Raw genomic sequence first — 16,654 nt, 5'->3', positions numbered from 1 at the left:
CGGAGTTTTAGTCTTTTTGAATATAAGCCCGTTGCAGCCGCAGAGAAAGAGTGCTCACCATGACACTGGCTCCCCACGTTTCAGGAATCGAATTGTCCACCAACACCGAGCTTTTCAAGCAAGCCTTTGGCGCTCACCCCGCGGGCGTCGCGATTATTACCGCGGTTGATGCGCAGGGCAATCCCGCCGGTCTTACCGCGTCCTCGGTCAGCTCAATTTCGGCAGATCCTGCAATCATTGGTTTCTCACTCAAGGGCAACACCGGTTCTGCAGCGACTATTCTCGGCGCGCAGACCCTGCTCGTGCACCTGCTGGATGCTGAAAACGTGCAGCTTGCTAAGAACTTTGCGACCAGCGGATGCCCCCGCTTTGAAGACCCCACCACCTGGGAGACCCTCACCACCGGCGAACCCCTGCTTCACGGTGTGCGTCGCGTCCTGCGTGTCACCCCGATTTCTAAGGCAGAAGCTGGCCCGGCAATCGTTATCACCGCGCAGGTTGAGAACTTTGTGCGTCACGACTTGAGCGGCACCCCGCTGGTTTATCACTCACGTAAGTTCCACGCACTGGGTGAGCACAGCGAAGTTCGCTAACCCCGCTTAACGTCATAGAAATTGTGCAATTTTTTGCCTCTCCTCACCCACAGGAGGCGCGAAAAACTGCACAATTTGTTTAAAGCCTATTTTTCTAAGGAGTACTCATGAGCACCCTACCTAAGTCATACCCGTGGATTGAGAAGCTAGTCGGTTTTCAGACCGTCAGCGAGACCCCCAACGCCGGCCTTCTGAAGGTATTGGCAGACGAGTTTGAGAAGTACGACCTCACCCCGCACTACACCTACAGCGATGATGAAACCCGCGCCAACATGTTTGTCACCATTCCGGCAGCGGACGGAACAACAACCGGTGGCATCGTCATTTCTGGTCACACAGACGTTGTGCCGGTTGAAGGTCAGGACTGGGACACCGACCCGTTCACCCCCGTTGTTAAGGGCGATAAGTTGTACGGACGCGGCGTGGCAGACATGAAGTCCTACATCGCTACCGCCATGCAGCTACTCCCCGAGATGGTGAAAGCTAATCTCACTAAACCTATTCACTTTGCGTTTTCATACGACGAGGAAATCGGTTGCGTGGGCGCACCGCGCATGATCGATGACCTTGTAGCCCGCGGGGTCAAGCCTGAGTATTGCATCGTGGGTGAGCCGTCCATGATGCAGGTAATTTCAGCGCACAAGGGTGCCCACCGCGGACGCGTCACTATTCGCGGTGTTGCCAAGCACGCGTCCTTAGCCCCTCACGGTGTGAACGCCGTGGCAGTGGGCGGCAAGTTCATTACCTTTATTGATGATCTCGCCAGCGAGTGGCTTACCGATGGACCGTTCGATTCGGATTTTGTTGCACCGTTCTCTACTGCTGCTGCGAACGTGGCGCGCGGCGGCGTTCAGTACAACATTGTGGCGCAGGACTGCGTGGTTGAGTATGACTTCCGTTCTCTGCCTTCGATTGATGCGGATGCGGTGCTGCAGCGCATTGAACGCAAGGTGGAGGAACTGGGCAAGGAACTCGTTGAACGTGCACGCGTTGCAGAAGAGCTTGCCGAAGCAGAAGAGGGAAGCCTGCAGTCGCAGGTCAGCATTGAGCACGAGTTGCTGGCACGCGTACCGGCTTTGGGCACCCCCGATGGTCACGATGTCATTGAACTGGGCAAGAGCTTTGGCGGTGTGGGTAACGGCGCGAAGGTTACCTACGGCACTGAAGGTGGCCAGTTTCAGGAGGCTGGAGTGGCAACTATTGTGTGCGGCCCCGGCGATATTGCTCAGGCGCATACGCCCAATGAGTGGATCGAGCTTAACCAAATTGAACAATGCGAACAGTTCATGGAAAACCTGTTATGCTGGGCTCGAAGCTGAGCGAAAGAACCACTTTCTGAACCTCTGTGAGTGAATTTTCTTGTCCCCCTACGAGATTTTTTATGGGTTCTTGGGGGGACAGAAAATTTACCCACTACCAGCATTTTGCATGGTAAATTTTTGAGTGACGAATTAAGAACCACATTCCTCACGCTTAAAAATAATAATTTAATTAAGGTCATTTAAATTATTTAGTAGCCTACCGAAACACCTTTAAACGCTGCAATGACGCGGATTTAGGAACCACAACAACCGGTCAGTAACTAAATTTTTATAGGCTGCTAAGCATAATTATTATATCTAGAACCACGAATAGGTCACACAACTATGCCTTAAATAAAAATGTATGCCAAATCACTAAAATTTTGTCCCCAAAAGTGTTTGACCTAGATAACCTATTGTTTCCTCGAAAACTATCAGCCCAATTATCTTTTTTTCGCACCGATCCCAATCCTGCACACTTGGCGGTCTGATTTTTTGTTGGTAGGTTTTTACTCATCGCTTTTTCGGCGGACAAAATCCCTTAGCTGAATAACCCCCAATCATTCAGCCATTGTCGTCGAAAAGACGAATCCCCCCATCCCCCAAGTCCCCCACCATGGAGAATTACATCATCATGCGCTCATTTTCACGACGCACCGTACTGACCTCATCAATCGCCGGCCTTGCAACCTTCGCGCTCACCCCCGTAGCGCAGGCAGCACCCGTTGCCCTCAACAACGAAACCCTGCCCGGTGGCAACCTGCGATTCACTCCCCTGAACGAAGTAAAGTACGTTAACCCCTACGCGCAGGCATTCACTGCAACCCCCGCAACCGGTGCCCGCTTTATCCCCGCCCCCGAAAAGTCCCCCTCAGACGCGCTGGTATCTGCGCAGTTCACCACCGTTGCCCCCGCACGCGGCAGCGTAGTACCCCGCGTCATTCTTCGCCGCACTGCCGACGGAAAGAACTTCTACGCAGCATCACTAACCGTGCGCGCCTACCAGAAGTACACCCTTGCCATCGAACGCATCATGAACGGCAAGACCGAGGTCATCAAGAAACAGGACCTCACCATCCCCCGTCCCCTTGTCAACGAGAACATCACCTTCGACCTGGCAATCAGCGCGCGCCTTCGCCACATCGAAGCTCAGTTTGTTCTCACCGGCCGCGAAGCAATGCGCATCAGCATCGACGACACCGCTGTTCCCCTATCTGCAACCCCCGCAGGTACCGGCACCGGCTTCAGCGGCTACGTCAGCAAGGACGCCCCCGCGGCAACACCGCTGGATGCGAACAACGCAACCGCAGGTGCATGGGGTCAGTTCCGTGGCGCCTTGACCCAGCCCGCTAACTCCCAGTGGGGCAAGATGATCTTCGAAGACGACTTCGATGCACCCGCCATCAACGGCGCAAAGTGGCGCGTACGTAACAACGACTATGTTGGTTTCGACCAGGGAGTTATTCTTTCAGATGCTGTGACTGTTGAAGATTCAGTAGCCAAAATCTGGCTCAAGAAGCTACCCACGGGTCAAGAACGCGTCTACAACGACGGCAAAGTTCGCAACTGGGCAACCGGCTACATTGACACCATCGGCAAGTTCTCCGCCGAGAACTTCCGCCTGGAATACCGCGCAAAGCAGCCCGTATCGCGTCCGGCTCACATCGGTGCATGGGGCGGTGTCTGGATGCGTCCTGACGACACCAACCTGCTCGGCGAAATCGACATCTCAGAGTCATACGGTTACACCTCAGGTAAGCAGAAGACCGACCCCTCAAACCGCTCAGAAGGCACCGTTCACTACGGTCAGGAGCAGGGCAACAAGGCTAAGCAGAACAAGATGATTCCTGTTCTTGGTCAGGTTCTTGCCGACGAGTTCCACACCTGGGCTGTTGAGAAGACCCCCGCAGGCATCCGCTTCTTCTTCGATGACATTGAATACCTGTTCGTTTCATCCAGCGACCCCCGCTACCAGTCATCACTGCCCGGTGGCGCAAAGTTCAACATCCGCTTGAGCATGCAGGCAGGTAACGAATACTGGGTGGCCTGTCATCCAGCACTTCAGATAGCGCAATCGAGGTTGACTACGTGCGCGTCTGGGAATACAAGGGCTAAAAACTTATAGACCCCGTATATAAAGAGGTTTATTTATAAGGGCTTAAGTACCCTACGCAAGTACAGCGGCGGCAAACAATCCTTCTCGCGCGGGTTCACTTCGCTCACACGGCGATTTATGCATTGGTTCTGAGCCCAAAGATTTACTTCCTCGCTCACTCGGAATCTTTAGACTCAGCCCAGCCAGTTTGCCGCCGGTACACTTGCCTCCGGGTGAACCCAAAAACCAAAAGGGCCGCGTTTCTACTATTTACAGTAGAAACGCGGCCCTTGTTTTTAAGGATGCTTACGGCAGAGTAATGGAGGAGTGCGTGCCCTCTTCTTCTCGTTGTTCAGCAAGTTCGTGCACGCGATGACGCACGAAGAACCAGCCAACCACCAGCAGAGGAATGACCACACCCATGGACGCCATCGTGTAGGTGCCCACCGGGTAATCAAAGAGGATCAGCACCATCACACCCGCCAAGAAGATCATGGTGATCCAGTTGGTAAAGGGCGCCAACGGTGAGCGGTAATCCGGGCGGGTGTACTTGCCCTTGCGAGCCAGCGCCACAAACCTCATGTGCGGCATAGTAATCGCAGCCCAGCCGATAACAATCGCAATCGCTGAAATGTTCAGAACGATCTCGAACGCATCCTCGGGTACCCACCAGTTCAGCGCGACGCCGAGCATCGCCACAAAACCGGTCATCAAAATACCACCGTAAGGCACACCCTTAGCGGAGAGCTTGCCAGCAAACTCGGGGGCTGAGCCGTTACGCGACATGGAGTTCATGATGCGGCCGGTCGAGTACAAACCAGCGTTGAGCGATGATGCCGCCGCGGTAATAACCACCAACTGCATAATCGGTGCAGCATACCAAACACCAATAGATTCAAAGAAGGTCACAAACGGTGACTCATCGGCGGAGTACGCGGTATAGGGCAACAGCATGGTCAGCAGCAAAATCGAGCCAACGTAGAAAATCGCAATACGCCACACCACAGTGTTGACCGCACGCGGAATGGTTTTACGCGCGTCCTTGGTTTCGCCGGATGCGGTGCCCACCAGCTCAATACCTGAATAAGCGAAGATAACGCCCTGAGAGACAACGAGCGCAGGCATCAGACCGTTCGGCAGAAGACCACCGTGGTCTGTAATGAGCGAGATACCGGTTTCACTACCGTTGGGGGTTCCAAAGATGATGAAGAAAATACCCACCAGCATGAAAATCACCAGCGAACCGACTTTAACGAGCGCGAACCAGAATTCGAGTTCTCCAAAGAGTTTGACCGACACCAGGTTCATGCCAACCACGACGACCACAACAACGAGGGCAACAACCCACTGCGGAATGTCGTTAATGAACTGCACGTACTGACCAAACCAGCGGAAGTAAATAGCAATAGCCGTGGCATCCACGATCGCGGTGGTAGCCCATGACAGCCAGTACATCCACCCCACAAAGTAGGCGGACTTTTCACCGTAGAACTCGCGAGTGTATGAGACAAAGGAGCCAGACGAAGGACGGTAAGCAACCAGCTCACCCAGCTGACGCAAGATGAGGTAGCCAAAGAAACCGGCGACCGCGTACAGGATAAAGAGTGAGGGACCAGCTTCTGCCAGTCGCCCGCCGGCACCCAAAAACAGGCCGGTGCCAATGGAGCCACCCATGGCAATCATCTGAATTTGGCGGGGTTTAAGACCCTGCTCAAAGCCTTCTTGCTCGTGCGCGTACGCGTCAGCAGGGTTATTGCTCTGCTGAGCCGACGACTTTACAGCGGACATAGGCGTTCCTTCTTAACCAACACATGCACGGGGCACCTCAAAATGAATAAGATTCACCCTACCTTATATTTATGCATTCGGTCTAACCGGCGTCGAAAAAATTTGAATCGTAATGAATCTCAGAAGGCACAGGATAACTTGAACCCAACTGTGCAACTAAAGGACGCCGGGCGCTCAAAGTCTAACTACAACCCGCGGTGCATAAACAACCGTAATATTCAACACATAAAGCCACACAAACCCACGCAAACCCGCTTAAGTACTTAAAGCACCTTTACACCTAACCGTTGCACCACCGAACAAATCAGCGTTTGATAAAACCAAGAAAACCAAAACCACGCATCCTTTACAGGAGCTCCTATGCACACCATCAGCCCCTACCTAGCGGAATTTCTAGGCACCATGATCATGGTGACCCTCGGCTGCGGCGTCATCGCAACCGTCGAACTTCGCCGCTCTAAAGGCCACGGCGACAACTTCTTCACCATCGCCTTCGGCTGGGGCTTTGCGGTGGCATTCGGCGTCTACGCATCACACCACTACTCCGGCGGCCACCTCAACCCGGCGGTATCCATCGGTCTAGCAGCGTACGGCGAATTCCCATGGTCAAAGGTTCCCGGCTACATCATTGCGCAGGTTCTTGGCGCTATGGCAGGTGCTGGAATGGTATACCTCAACTACCTCCCCCACTGGAAAGCAACCGGCGACAAGAAAATTAAACTCGGAGTTTTCGCCACCGTACCCGCCATTCATAACTACTTCACCAACGCATTGTCCGAAATGATCGGCACCTTCCTACTGGTGTTCTCCGCACTCTACGTGGGCGTCAACTTCACCCCGACACTTACCGGCTCCGAGCTGACGCTGAACCTCAATGACGTGCTCAAACCTATCGCTTTCGGATTTATGGTCACTGTGCTCGTTATTGGCTTGGGTGGTCAAACAGGCTTTGCCCTCAATCCCGCCCGCGACTTCGGCCCGCGCCTCATGCACGCCATCCTGCCGATTCACGGCAAGGGACGCTCACGCTGGTTCTATGCCTGGGTTCCTATCTGCGCACCGATTGCCGGTGGTTTTATGGGCGGTTCATTCTTCACGCTCTACTACGAAGGGCGCGCGTCTATCCTCCTCTTTATCTCGATTGCGGTTGCGGGAGCTGTGCTTGCATTCGGTCTTTGGGCGAATAAGCACATGTACCGCTCTAAGTCAGCAGAGATTATTCCCGCCTTCGAAGATACACGGGCTACCGCGGCAAGCGCTGCTGCCACCTACACTCCCACCGGCGAGATTCCGGTGATCAAGCGAAGCTTCTTCGAGTAGGCACTCGTAGCGCGCTGTACTGCACCACCGCAGCCCTGTCTCCTCACCCGCACCACCCCGCCGCGTCGTAAGGTGACCACAAAAACTTCACAGTGACCACGAAAGCGTCAAAATACACTGTTTTCCACGGGTATTTTGACGCTTTTGTGGTCACTTAGTGGTGGGTTAGAAACAAAAGCCCGCCCACCTCGTCAGTCGTGTTATAGTAATCACATAGCCCACAGTGCTCAGCTTACTGTCTTTCCCCTAGACCCCTTCAGATAGAAGTATTCATGCCAGAACAATCCACCAACAGACGAACCCTTGTTAAAGGACTCGCTTGGGCTACCCCCGTCGTCCTCGCAACCTCTGCCGTGCCCGCGTACGCGGCTTCACGAGAAACCGCTAAAAGTTTGCAGGGTAAATTGCTGGCTGGAAAATCATGTAGAACTGCGGGTGCTGGCACTTCTACGCTCTACATTGACGGCACCAAAGAAACCTACCCTACCGGCGGTCTATGGGTGGGTGGTGTCTCACGCACCGATAGGGTAACCAACGCAAGCATGACCATCTACTTTCCTACTTCTCTAGGTACTCTGACATGGGTAAACACTCGATTGGCAGCGGATCCTACCTATGTTCCGGTGTGGACAACACCAACGCTTGATTCCACAGCGCCGGTAAGAAGTGGATACAACGCCTACACCATTCGATACAGCGGCGGCTGGGCCTACAACGCCACCGATAGAACTTATATCGCTGATGTGCCACCGAAATTTACCTCAAAAATCTCGTACGCGACCTGTTCTGCAGGCATCAATATTTATTCCACTCGACGAGTCAGCGTGAACGGCACCCCCTACACCTTTACTCGCGGACCGGTACTTTTGTAACCTCGATACTTTCCTGAGCATCAGAGGGCTTGTTACAGGTTAGGTAGACCCTTGATTCTGCGGACGCGGCGGCGCGTCCATTCCACGGCAATCCAGCCGAGCACAGCGCCACAGGTGTTGCCGAGCAAGTCTTCGGCGTCGAAGGTTCGATAGGCGCAGTCGTAGTAGCCCCAGAGCCCGGTGAGCTGCGTCAGTTCGATGCCCAAAGTGCAGGCAAAACCGATCAGGAGCGCGGCCCTGAAGTTGAGGCGAAACAGCCAGTTTAAAAATGCGCCAAGAGGAATAAACAGGGCGATGTTCAGTAGAACCTGAGCCGTGTATTTAGAGAGGAAAGCCCCCACCAACGACGTATTGTGTTGCAGGGCGAAGTGGACGCTCCACCCCACAAAAAATCTGGGGTAGAAGTACGGGCTACCGCAGGTAAACGTGGTTTTGTCGGGCAAGGGCAGTAAGGTCACGGCTATAACAAATACGGCATACACCGCAAGAATTGGTAGTGCGGTCAGCCGAAGAGCCGAGGGATGCCACCCCCACCGGAGGCGCGCAACCACCACAACGAGAGCGCAGATGATAAAAGCCCCGATGAGCAAGGTCAGCGCGTGGTGAAGAAGCAGAGAAAAATCCACGAACTACCTTTCAATCAATCAACGCATCCGGAGCTTTTGAACAAGCCTTACTATTTTACCTACCTGAAAGCACCAGCTCTTGATCTCGCGTTGCCTTGTCGCGCACATCATCGCAGCCTTCGGTCAGGCGGGCGAACACTTCATCAACCGAAGTGGTAGAGGGTGCTTCGTCCCGTTGTGTAGATGCCCACGGCGGAATAAATGGGGCTTTAGGACGCTTGCGGGCGGCAATCCACACCACGGCGCATATCGCACCAATGAGGCCGCCGAACGTATTGGTCATCAGGTCGTCGACATCAAAGATGCGGTAGGCGCAGTCGTACAAGCCCCATAGGCCGGTAAGTTGTGAGCACTCGATGAAGGCGGATGCCGCAAAGGCGCATCCTGTCGACGGCACTACCCCGCGCTTGAATACTGCGCGGGCTATAAAGCCTAGTGGAACCATTAATACCACGTTCAAAACAATTTGCCAGAAGTCTTGCGACCGCACCGTTCGCAGCACCCCGTAGCGATCCGCCGCCTGTGCCACGGTGGCAAATGAATGGAAGGGAACCAGTCGCACAGGGTTGCTACTGCAGACCACCTGTGCATACTGCGGGAGCGGTAAGAGCGTCAGCGCGAACACGCCGCAGCTGTAGATAATCAGAGCACCCGTCACCATCAGCCAGTAGGCGCGCAACCGCGTCCTGAGCTTCCACTGAGCAACCGCCAACACGGGGAGCGCCACCCCACACAGCACCAGACCCCAGGTCAAACCCGAGTACCCCATATACACCCAGTTACTCACGCGCATCCTCTCATCTATCTGCCTTCGTTCAACGATGACAAACGTACGTATATGCCCACTCAGTACAAGCTGTGTACCAGCTGAGCGTTAGGTTAAACGAAGGGGCTACACGGTAATAACCGTGTAGCCCCGCTGGCGCGCTGTCTGGAGTTTTTTAGGAAAGCGCGCTTTCGTCCAGGTGAGCGGCGAGATCTACGTTGTCGGTGTAGTCAACGGTTACGTCAATCACCGAGACGCCGTCCTCTTGCAGAGCCTGCGCGAAGGCTTTTCTGAAATCCTCAAGCGTGTGGACGCGGTGTCCTTTAGCGCCGAAGGATTCAGCGAACTTCACGGAGTCGTAGTCGCCGAGCTCCACGCCTGAGTCGCGTCCGTATTTCATCTGCTGCTGGAAGGCGACCATATCGTAGGTATTATCGCGCATGATCACGTGCACGAGATTGAGGCCCAGTCGGGTTGCGGTTTCAAGCTCGACGCCCGAGAACAAGAAGCCGCCGTCACCTGACACCGAGACCGCTACCTGCTCTGGGTTTGCCAGTGCCGCTGCCATCGCCCAGGGAAGTGCCACGCCTAGGGTCTGCTGACCGTTGGAGAACAGCAAGTGTCGAGGTTGGTAGGAACGGAAGTAACGTGCGAGGTAGATGGAGTGCGACCCAATATCGGCTGCAACGACGGTCTGATCATCAATAAATTCGCGCATCGCTAAGGTCAATCGCGCGGGGTTTACACCCTTTGCGGTGTCCTGCTGCGCCAGAGCCTGCTCGTCCATTACGGCAAGTGCACGACGCTGTTCACCCACCATCTCGCGCGCCTTATCGGAGAGCGTGTAACCGCGAAGTTTCTCTTCGAGAATGTCCAGGCTGGTGGAGATTTTGCCGCGCAATTCAAGGGTAGGTTCGTAGTGGTTATCGAGCAGAGCGGGCAGGGTATCTAGGCTGATGATGTCGCGTTCGTGCTTGTCATTCCAGATAAAGGGGTCATATTCAACGGTGTCGTAACCCACGGTGAGTACCAGGTCAGCCTTGTTGAGCATGATGTCGCCAGGCTGGTTGCGGAAGAGCCCCACGCGTCCTAAGAAGCGGTCTTCAAGGTCGCGTGACACTGCACCCGCCGCCTGGAAAGTTTCAACTACGGGCAGCTCGGTGCTTTCCAGCAGACGACGCACGGCGGCGGTGCTTTCAACATTTGCGCCGCGCAGGCCCAGCAGAATAACCGGGCATTCAGCGTCCTTGATCATCTGCGCAGCCTGCTCGATGGATTCCATGTCTGCGTGGCCAAGCTTGGGCACGAGTAGCTTTTTCATGGCGGGTCGCACGCTCTGCGTTGACTGTACGGATGCGGGTAGCATCACTGCGGCAGCACCCTTGGGTTCGGTCATTGAGGTGCGGAAGGCGTTAGCAACCGCCTCGGTGACATCGCTGGCAGCCGTTGATTCAACGGAGCTCTTAGTGACGGGCGCCAAGAAGTTAACGGCGTTCATGGACTGGTGAGTGCGCTTGAGGCGGTCGGGCAGACCAACCGTGCCGGCGATAGCGACCACGGGATCCTGCTCGGTGTTTGCGGTGAGCAGGCCGGTTGCGATGTTGGTGGTGCCGGGGCCTGAGGTGACAAGGACGACGCCGGGCTCGCCGGTGACGCGTGCCCAGCCCTGCGCGAGGAAGACAGCGTTCTGTTCGTGGCGGCAGACCACCAGCTCAATGTCATCAGCATCAACCAGGGCATCGTAGACGCCGTCAATTTTCGCACCGGGAATACCGAAAACATATTTCACGCCCTGGTTGCGAAGGGTATCGACAACGCGCTGGGCACTACGGATGGGTTCTACTGATTTAGACATTGGGGTTCTTCCGTTTGAGGGCTTGTCTTTTCAGCCTATACCCGAGTGGGCGTGGGAGTGCGGGAGATTTTCTTGAGATACCCCGCACCCGGTGGGGTGAGCTAGAAGACAGCCGTGCCGAGGGTGAGCCCGGCGAACGCAAGAATTAGCGCACCGATTATTTGCCCAAGAGCCAGCCAGAAGGATGCGAGTGCCTGCCCACTGCGCGCGGCATTGACTGCCTCAACCATGGCGGTTGAGAAGGTGGTGAAACCGCCCAAGAAGCCAACGCCGATAACGGTGGTGAGAATCTGGTGTTCGGGGTGGGTAAGGGCGTAGCCGGTGAGTAATCCGAGGGCGAAAGATCCCAGAAAGTTGATGGTCACCGTGCCAATAGGGACGGGATGCGTCCAGCGTTTTTTGAGGGCTGAATCTAGAGAGAAACGGCACCATGCCCCGGCGCCACCGGCAAGAAAAATCAGACACCAGAGCATTAGCGCACCCCTCTAATTTTTATGCCGTTTCGACTATTTTTACTGGTGAAACCTAATTTTTCGCCGATGATCTGCCCTAAAAAGCAGGCAAGAAAACCCAAGATAATGCTTGCGGAGACATACATGAACGCGGCGGCAACAGATCCCGATGTTGCGATCGAAACAGCGCCAACAGCAAATGAAGAGTAGGTGGTAAAGCCGCCCATGACGCCGGTGCCTACGCCGAGGCGGGTCGCTTTGCGCCAGCCCGCATCCTGCCCACTCACAGCTAAGAAGCGTAGCAAGCAACCGAGCAGAAACGCACCAAGCACGTTGATGCACAGCACTGCCACCGGCAGGTGAAGAAAGGTTTGCGGAAAAATTTCAGTCAGTACAGCACGCATGAGAGCGCCAGCGCCACCGCCAGCAAAGACCCATAGCCCATCCGGAATTTTTTGTAATTTCACGTTTTTACTCTACGCAATAATTCCTAATCCCGCGGTAGCATCACCGTGAACTTCGTGGCACCGGGATGCGAGTCCACCGAAATCTGCCCGCGGTGCGCCTCCACAATCGCCTTCACAATGGGCAGGCCCAAGCCGGATGTTCCATCAGACCCGGAACGCGCTTTGTCGGCACGCGAGAAACGGTCAAAAATCTTGGGCTGGAACTCGGGGTCAATACCCTGGCCGTTGTCCTCAATGCTGATGAGGGCATATTTTCCGTCGTCACTCAGGCTCAAGGACGCGGTCACCACAGTCCCAGCGTCCGTGTGCTTACGTGCGTTGGAGAGCAGGTTAAGAACCACCTGCTGTAACTGGTTTTGGTCGCCGCGCACCTCAATGGGTTCGTCGGGAACGTTAATATGCCACTCATGGTCGGGTGCAGCAACCTGCAGATCGAGCACGTTCTCTACCAAAAGTTCGGTGAGGTCAACGTCAGAAAGTTTGAGTTCGCGTCCTTCATCAAGGCGGGCAAGTAGCAGCAGATCTTCGACTAAGTGAGACATGCGGGAGGTCTGCGAGTCAATGCGGCCTAGGGATTTTTCGCCCTCGCTACTGAGGTTTTCCGTCCAGCGCATCAAATCGGAATAGCCTTTGATAGCCGCTAGCGGGGTGCGCAGTTCGTGGGATGCGTCCGCCACGAAGACGCGCATCTGGTCTTCGGTGCGTTGGCGGGCGACGAGAGCCGAGTCTACGTTATTGATCAACTGGTTCAGCGCGTGCCCCACCGAGCCGACCTCTGTTGCAGGGTTGGTGTCGCGTCGTTCAACGCGCAGGTTCTCGGGGACGCGGGTGGTCGCCAAATCGAGTTCAGCGATGTCGGTTGCCACCGATGAGACGCGTTCTAGCGGTTGCATGGTGCGGCGAATAATGGATGAGCCAAACCAGCCGGCAAAGACCATGGCAGCCAGCGATCCGGCGCCAATAACGCTCACCAAAACGGCAAGAGTTTTACGGGTGTCATCCAGCGGAACGCCGGTGACGATAATGCTGTTTGCCCCCGTTGAGTGCGAGTTCACCAGGTAGTGGCCGGCATCCAACTCAACTTTTACGGAGTTGCCGTCATCGGGCAGGCTTAGCAGTTTCTGCTTGTCAGCCTCTGATAATTGATCTTGACCACCCGAGGTGTTGAGAACACCGTCTGCAGTGACCTTGCCATCTGCCGCGCACAAGCTGAGGGTTCCGGATGCTTGACCGGGCGCATCCAGCAGGCCTTTGCCATTGAGCTGGCTACATTCAGCGGGCTCTCGATTTCCGCTCTGCAACGGAAAGTCGTTGTCAAACGGCGGATTGATAGCTCGGTGAGAAGCCTCATCGAGCCTGCCCTGCACCTGGTTATAGAGAGACTGCTTGAGGGTGACGTAGCTTGAGACACCAATAATGAGGCAAACGATGCCCAGCATGACCACCAAAATCGCGGTTAATCTGGTGCGCAGGCGCAATACGGGCGCGTAAGACGTAGGCTGCAACGGTTTCACGAAACGCTACTGAACCGGCTTAATGACGTAGCCTGCACCGCGCACGGTGTGAATCATGGGCTCGCGTCCTGCATCAATTTTCTTGCGCAGGTATGAGATGTAGAGCTCCACAATGTTTGCCTGACCGCCGAAGTCGTAGTTCCAGACGTTATCGAGAATCTGGGATTTTGAGACTACGCGCTTTGCGTTTTCCATGAGGTAGCGCAGCAAATCAAACTGGGTGGCGGTGAGCTGAATGTCTTCGCCGCCGCGGCTGACCTCGCGGGTGTCGGTGTTGAGAATGAGGTCACCCACCACAAGCTCGGCGTCGGTCGCCGCGGTAACACCGGAGCGTTGCACCAGGCGGTGCAAGCGAATCATGACTTCTTCCATAGAGAAGGGCTTGGTCACGTAATCGTCAGCGCCCGCAGCAAGGCCAACGATGCGGTCATCCACTGAATCCTTAGCAGTCAGGAAAAGGCAGGGAACGTCGGGGTATAGTTTGCGCACGCGAGAAAGCAGCTCAACGCCGTCAAAACCGGGCATCATGATATCCAGCACCAGTACGTCTGGACGCCAGTCACGGGCGATCGCCAAACCGGCAGGGCCACTGCCTGCAGACTTTACGTCCCATCCCGTCATGCGAAGACCAACGCTAATGAGCTCTTCGAGCATTGCTTCATCATCCACCACGAGGGCGCGAATGGGACTGCCGTCGAGGTGTTCGAGTTTGGGAAGGTTTTTGGCGATGTCTGTTGCTTTACTGCTCATAGGTATAAGCGTAACTGTGGAGCGTCATGTTAGCGGTGATTGCGCGGACATTTTGAAGAATGCATAGCTGAGGCTACAGCAGCACACAGCGGATTCATAGGTTGAAGTGTAAGAGTAAGATTGGCGCTCTTTAGGGTCCCCCCACAGGACGCCCTTCCCCGTTCGGTTGGGGAGCTGATTTTCACGGCCTTAAAATTGCTCAGCACACTGCGTGTTGAATAAATTACCAGGCGGTGAATATTCACACGGAACGATAAGAATACGAGATAATGGCAACATTTCAGTGTTTACCCTTTAATGTGATTAGTTTATCTTTTTAACCGAGTTGAGGCACTGTTTTACCTCAGTCACACCGCCAGAGCCCTTATTTCATACGGGTTTTACTCTAATACCGCATCTCACTAGGCGTTTTGCATACCAGCCGGTAACATTAACCGAATTGCATCATACGCCTACTTAGCGTTATATTAAGCCGTCGTTAACCACCCACCCCGAAACGGGTTAAAAATTTTTCAAAAAATGCAGCTTTTAACTTGCGTGCTTAAAACTTTTGGGGTTATAGTTATTTCATTGTCAACTAAATTTGCACCCGCAAGGGTGTGTGCGAGACATGAATCGCTAGAGATGATTTCCTAGAAAAATCACTCGCGGTTCACTCAAGACGGGCTCGCGTCGGTGGTTGTGGTTCCCCCCGGCGCGGGCCTCTTCTCGTTTAATCTCCCTTTATCTCCTGTCGCGGTGTCAGCTACGGAACAAGACGCGTCCGCTACCCCAAACAGCTGTTACCGCCCCAGACTGACAAAAGCGCCAAAAACAGGCCGGTGAGACACTGTTTTGGACGCTTTTGTGATTGTAGATAACGCACTCAGTTACCCACCGAAAACCCGTGAGGTTAGTTGCGGCGGCGCGTCTGGTCTGCAAAAAGTTGAGCACCATGATGTTTTTCTCCCCCTCTTTCGGATGCGTGTGCTCGGTTGCAGGCCTGTATTTTTCGTGGGCGTTCAACCTGCCGGTGGGTGGCACCATTGTGCTCACCATGATCGCCGGGTTCATGATGATCGCCGCCACCATGGGCGTTAGATCCGCCGTTACAGCGTAGGCGGCGGCGTTACCCGCGCCCTCACTGAGTGACCACAAAACTCTCAAAAATAGCCGTTTTTACGGTGAATTTTGAGAGTTTTGTGGTCACTATCTTATGGTTGGGGTTTCTCGTAAAATAGAGAGACATTATTTGATACTTCTGCGCGTGAAAGGAGCGACCCCGTGCGCATCTCACGCATCTATAACAACAATGTCGCTCTCACGAGCAATTTCAAGGGCGAAGAAGTGGTTGTCATCGGACGCGGTCTTGCCTTCGGCAAACGCAAGGGCGATATGGTTGATCCCACCAAGGTGGAGCAGACTTTTGTGCCTGACAGTAGCACCACGAATGAGCGTCTGACCTGGTCGCTGGAGCAGATTCCTTCTGAGATTCTTTCGCTCGCCACTGAGCTTGAGCAAGAACTCATTAACAATCACGGCATCAAGATTTCTCACTCGTTCATTATTCCGCTGGCTGATCACATTAACTATGCGATTGTGCGCCAGCGTGAGGGTATTGAGGTGGATTATCCGCTGACGCTTGAGGTTTCGCAGCTCTACCCTAAAGAGGTTGAGTTTGGACGCCACGCGGTAGAGCTCGTGCGCGAGCGCTTGGGTGTGCAGTTAGCTGATAAAGAGGCTATCCCCATGGCGTTGCACCTGGTCAACTCGCAGTTTGCCTATGAAGACATGAGCCGCACTTACCGCATGACGGAGGTGTTCTCGCAGATTTTTGAGATTATCTCGACAGTGTACGGTCACGACGTTGATCAAAGCGCGATGAGCGTGGTGCGGTTTGTAACGCACCTGCGCTACCTGTTTGTGCGTGCCGACCAGAAGAGTCACGAAAAGCGTCACGGTGATGGCCCGTCCATGCCCATGGTGACAGAGGCAATTCAAACCGGTTATCCCAAGGCTTTTTCGTGCGCGCAAAAAGTACTTTTATTACTTGAGATGCATCTTGATCAGGAGCTCACCGATGATGAGCTCACCTACCTCGCTATTCACATTGCGCGCTTGGCGCGAGAGCTGTGGGACGACGATTCCACAGTAATTTCCCCGCAATCTATTTGACGCGTAAAACATTGCGGATGAGGGCAGAGAAATCCTCACTTTTCAACCCACCGTATCGGTAGGTGAAAGTTCCAAACTTGGCACGTTTTCCGCTTTTCACG

General features: G+C 54.5%; 15 protein-coding genes. 7 read left to right on the top strand and 8 right to left on the bottom strand.

What is annotated here, in order from left to right; genetic code table 11:
• Positions 1-59: 59 nt before the first annotated feature.
• The 3 genes from IDM49_RS00455 (at position 60) to IDM49_RS00445 (ending at position 4,019) form a co-directional block, all read left to right on the top strand.
• On the top strand, positions 60-593 hold the full coding sequence (locus tag IDM49_RS00455; protein ID WP_190724634.1) for a flavin reductase family protein: 534 nt from the start codon (positions 60-62) through the stop codon (positions 591-593).
• A 107-nt stretch (positions 594-700) separates the two neighbouring features.
• Positions 701-1,912 (top strand): acetylornithine deacetylase, encoded by a 1,212-nt coding sequence (argE, locus tag IDM49_RS00450; protein ID WP_190724633.1) that lies wholly within the window; start codon positions 701-703, stop codon positions 1,910-1,912.
• 598 nt (positions 1,913-2,510) lie between these two features.
• Positions 2,511-4,019 carry a glycoside hydrolase family 16 protein gene (locus IDM49_RS00445; protein ID WP_190724632.1) on the top strand — a complete coding sequence of 503 codons (1,509 nt, stop codon included), beginning with the start codon at positions 2,511-2,513 and terminating at the stop codon, positions 4,017-4,019.
• A gap of 276 nt (positions 4,020-4,295) precedes the next feature.
• Here IDM49_RS00445 and IDM49_RS00440 read toward each other — a convergent pair whose 3' ends face one another.
• Positions 4,296-5,777 carry an amino acid permease gene (locus IDM49_RS00440; protein WP_190724631.1) on the bottom strand — a complete coding sequence of 494 codons (1,482 nt, stop codon included), beginning with the start codon at positions 5,775-5,777 and terminating at the stop codon, positions 4,296-4,298.
• Positions 5,778-6,137: 360 nt separating this feature from the next.
• Here IDM49_RS00440 and IDM49_RS00435 point away from each other — a divergent pair, with 360 nt between their 5' ends.
• Positions 6,138-7,097, top strand: coding sequence for an MIP/aquaporin family protein (locus IDM49_RS00435; RefSeq protein ID WP_190724630.1), 960 nt, complete (start codon positions 6,138-6,140; stop codon positions 7,095-7,097).
• A gap of 272 nt (positions 7,098-7,369) precedes the next feature.
• Positions 7,370-7,969 carry a hypothetical protein gene (locus IDM49_RS00430; protein WP_190724629.1) on the top strand — a complete coding sequence of 200 codons (600 nt, stop codon included), beginning with the start codon at positions 7,370-7,372 and terminating at the stop codon, positions 7,967-7,969.
• A 32-nt stretch (positions 7,970-8,001) separates the two neighbouring features.
• Here the strand turns inward: IDM49_RS00430 and IDM49_RS00425 are convergent, their stop codons facing one another.
• From IDM49_RS00425 to IDM49_RS00395, 7 genes are all read right to left on the bottom strand, one after another.
• Entirely contained in the window at positions 8,002-8,595 is a 594-nt protein-coding gene (locus IDM49_RS00425; RefSeq protein ID WP_190724628.1) for a VanZ family protein, read from the bottom strand.
• Between the two features lie 55 nt (positions 8,596-8,650).
• Positions 8,651-9,382: a VanZ family protein gene (locus IDM49_RS00420; RefSeq protein ID WP_190724627.1), complete on the bottom strand. Its 732-nt coding sequence runs from the start codon at positions 9,380-9,382 to the stop codon at positions 8,651-8,653.
• A 154-nt stretch (positions 9,383-9,536) separates the two neighbouring features.
• On the bottom strand, positions 9,537-11,216 hold the full coding sequence (alsS, locus tag IDM49_RS00415) for an acetolactate synthase AlsS (protein WP_190724626.1): 1,680 nt from the start codon (positions 11,214-11,216) through the stop codon (positions 9,537-9,539).
• A 101-nt stretch (positions 11,217-11,317) separates the two neighbouring features.
• Positions 11,318-11,689, bottom strand: coding sequence for a fluoride efflux transporter FluC (locus tag IDM49_RS00410; RefSeq protein WP_168615212.1), 372 nt, complete (start codon positions 11,687-11,689; stop codon positions 11,318-11,320).
• Positions 11,689-12,135, bottom strand: a complete 447-nt coding sequence (locus IDM49_RS00405; RefSeq protein ID WP_228008117.1) for a fluoride efflux transporter FluC — start codon at positions 12,133-12,135, stop codon at positions 11,689-11,691. Before IDM49_RS00405 ends, IDM49_RS00410 begins: the two co-directional genes overlap by 1 nt.
• Before the next feature lie 23 nt (positions 12,136-12,158).
• The gene (locus tag IDM49_RS00400) at positions 12,159-13,649 is read right to left on the bottom strand and encodes a sensor histidine kinase (RefSeq protein ID WP_190724625.1); all 1,491 of its coding nucleotides are present in this window, start codon (positions 13,647-13,649) and stop codon (positions 12,159-12,161) included.
• A 6-nt stretch (positions 13,650-13,655) separates the two neighbouring features.
• The gene (locus tag IDM49_RS00395; RefSeq protein WP_168615209.1) at positions 13,656-14,399 is read right to left on the bottom strand and encodes a response regulator transcription factor; all 744 of its coding nucleotides are present in this window, start codon (positions 14,397-14,399) and stop codon (positions 13,656-13,658) included.
• 886 nt (positions 14,400-15,285) lie between these two features.
• On the opposite strand from IDM49_RS00395, the gene IDM49_RS00390 reads away from it, so the two are divergent.
• Both IDM49_RS00390 and IDM49_RS00385 read left to right on the top strand, forming a co-directional pair.
• Complete coding sequence (locus IDM49_RS00390; protein ID WP_228008116.1) at positions 15,286-15,498, top strand: metal ABC transporter permease; 213 nt, start codon at positions 15,286-15,288, stop codon at positions 15,496-15,498.
• A gap of 164 nt (positions 15,499-15,662) precedes the next feature.
• A complete protein-coding gene (locus IDM49_RS00385) occupies positions 15,663-16,553 on the top strand; it encodes a PRD domain-containing protein (protein ID WP_190724623.1) in 891 nt (296 codons plus the stop codon).
• Positions 16,554-16,654 lie beyond the last annotated feature (101 nt).

Source organism: Rothia terrae (assembly GCF_014705925.2).
GTDB lineage: Bacteria > Actinomycetota > Actinomycetes > Actinomycetales > Micrococcaceae > Rothia > Rothia terrae.
The sequence above is the reverse complement of the archived record's forward strand: the minus strand, read 5'-3'. Positions and strand labels throughout refer to the sequence as shown.

Coding starts and splice junctions, on each gene's coding strand:
- IDM49_RS00455 (WP_190724634.1), top strand. CDS start 60: ATGACACTGGCTCCCCACGTTTCAGGAATCGAATTGTCCACCAACACC.
- argE (WP_190724633.1), top strand. CDS start 701: ATGAGCACCCTACCTAAGTCATACCCGTGGATTGAGAAGCTAGTCGGT.
- IDM49_RS00445 (WP_190724632.1), top strand. CDS start 2,511: ATGGAGAATTACATCATCATGCGCTCATTTTCACGACGCACCGTACTG.
- IDM49_RS00440 (WP_190724631.1), bottom strand. CDS start 5,777: ATGTCCGCTGTAAAGTCGTCGGCTCAGCAGAGCAATAACCCTGCTGAC.
- IDM49_RS00435 (WP_190724630.1), top strand. CDS start 6,138: ATGCACACCATCAGCCCCTACCTAGCGGAATTTCTAGGCACCATGATC.
- IDM49_RS00430 (WP_190724629.1), top strand. CDS start 7,370: ATGCCAGAACAATCCACCAACAGACGAACCCTTGTTAAAGGACTCGCT.
- alsS (WP_190724626.1), bottom strand. CDS start 11,216: ATGTCTAAATCAGTAGAACCCATCCGTAGTGCCCAGCGCGTTGTCGAT.
- IDM49_RS00410 (WP_168615212.1), bottom strand. CDS start 11,689: ATGCTCTGGTGTCTGATTTTTCTTGCCGGTGGCGCCGGGGCATGGTGC.
- IDM49_RS00395 (WP_168615209.1), bottom strand. CDS start 14,399: ATGAGCAGTAAAGCAACAGACATCGCCAAAAACCTTCCCAAACTCGAA.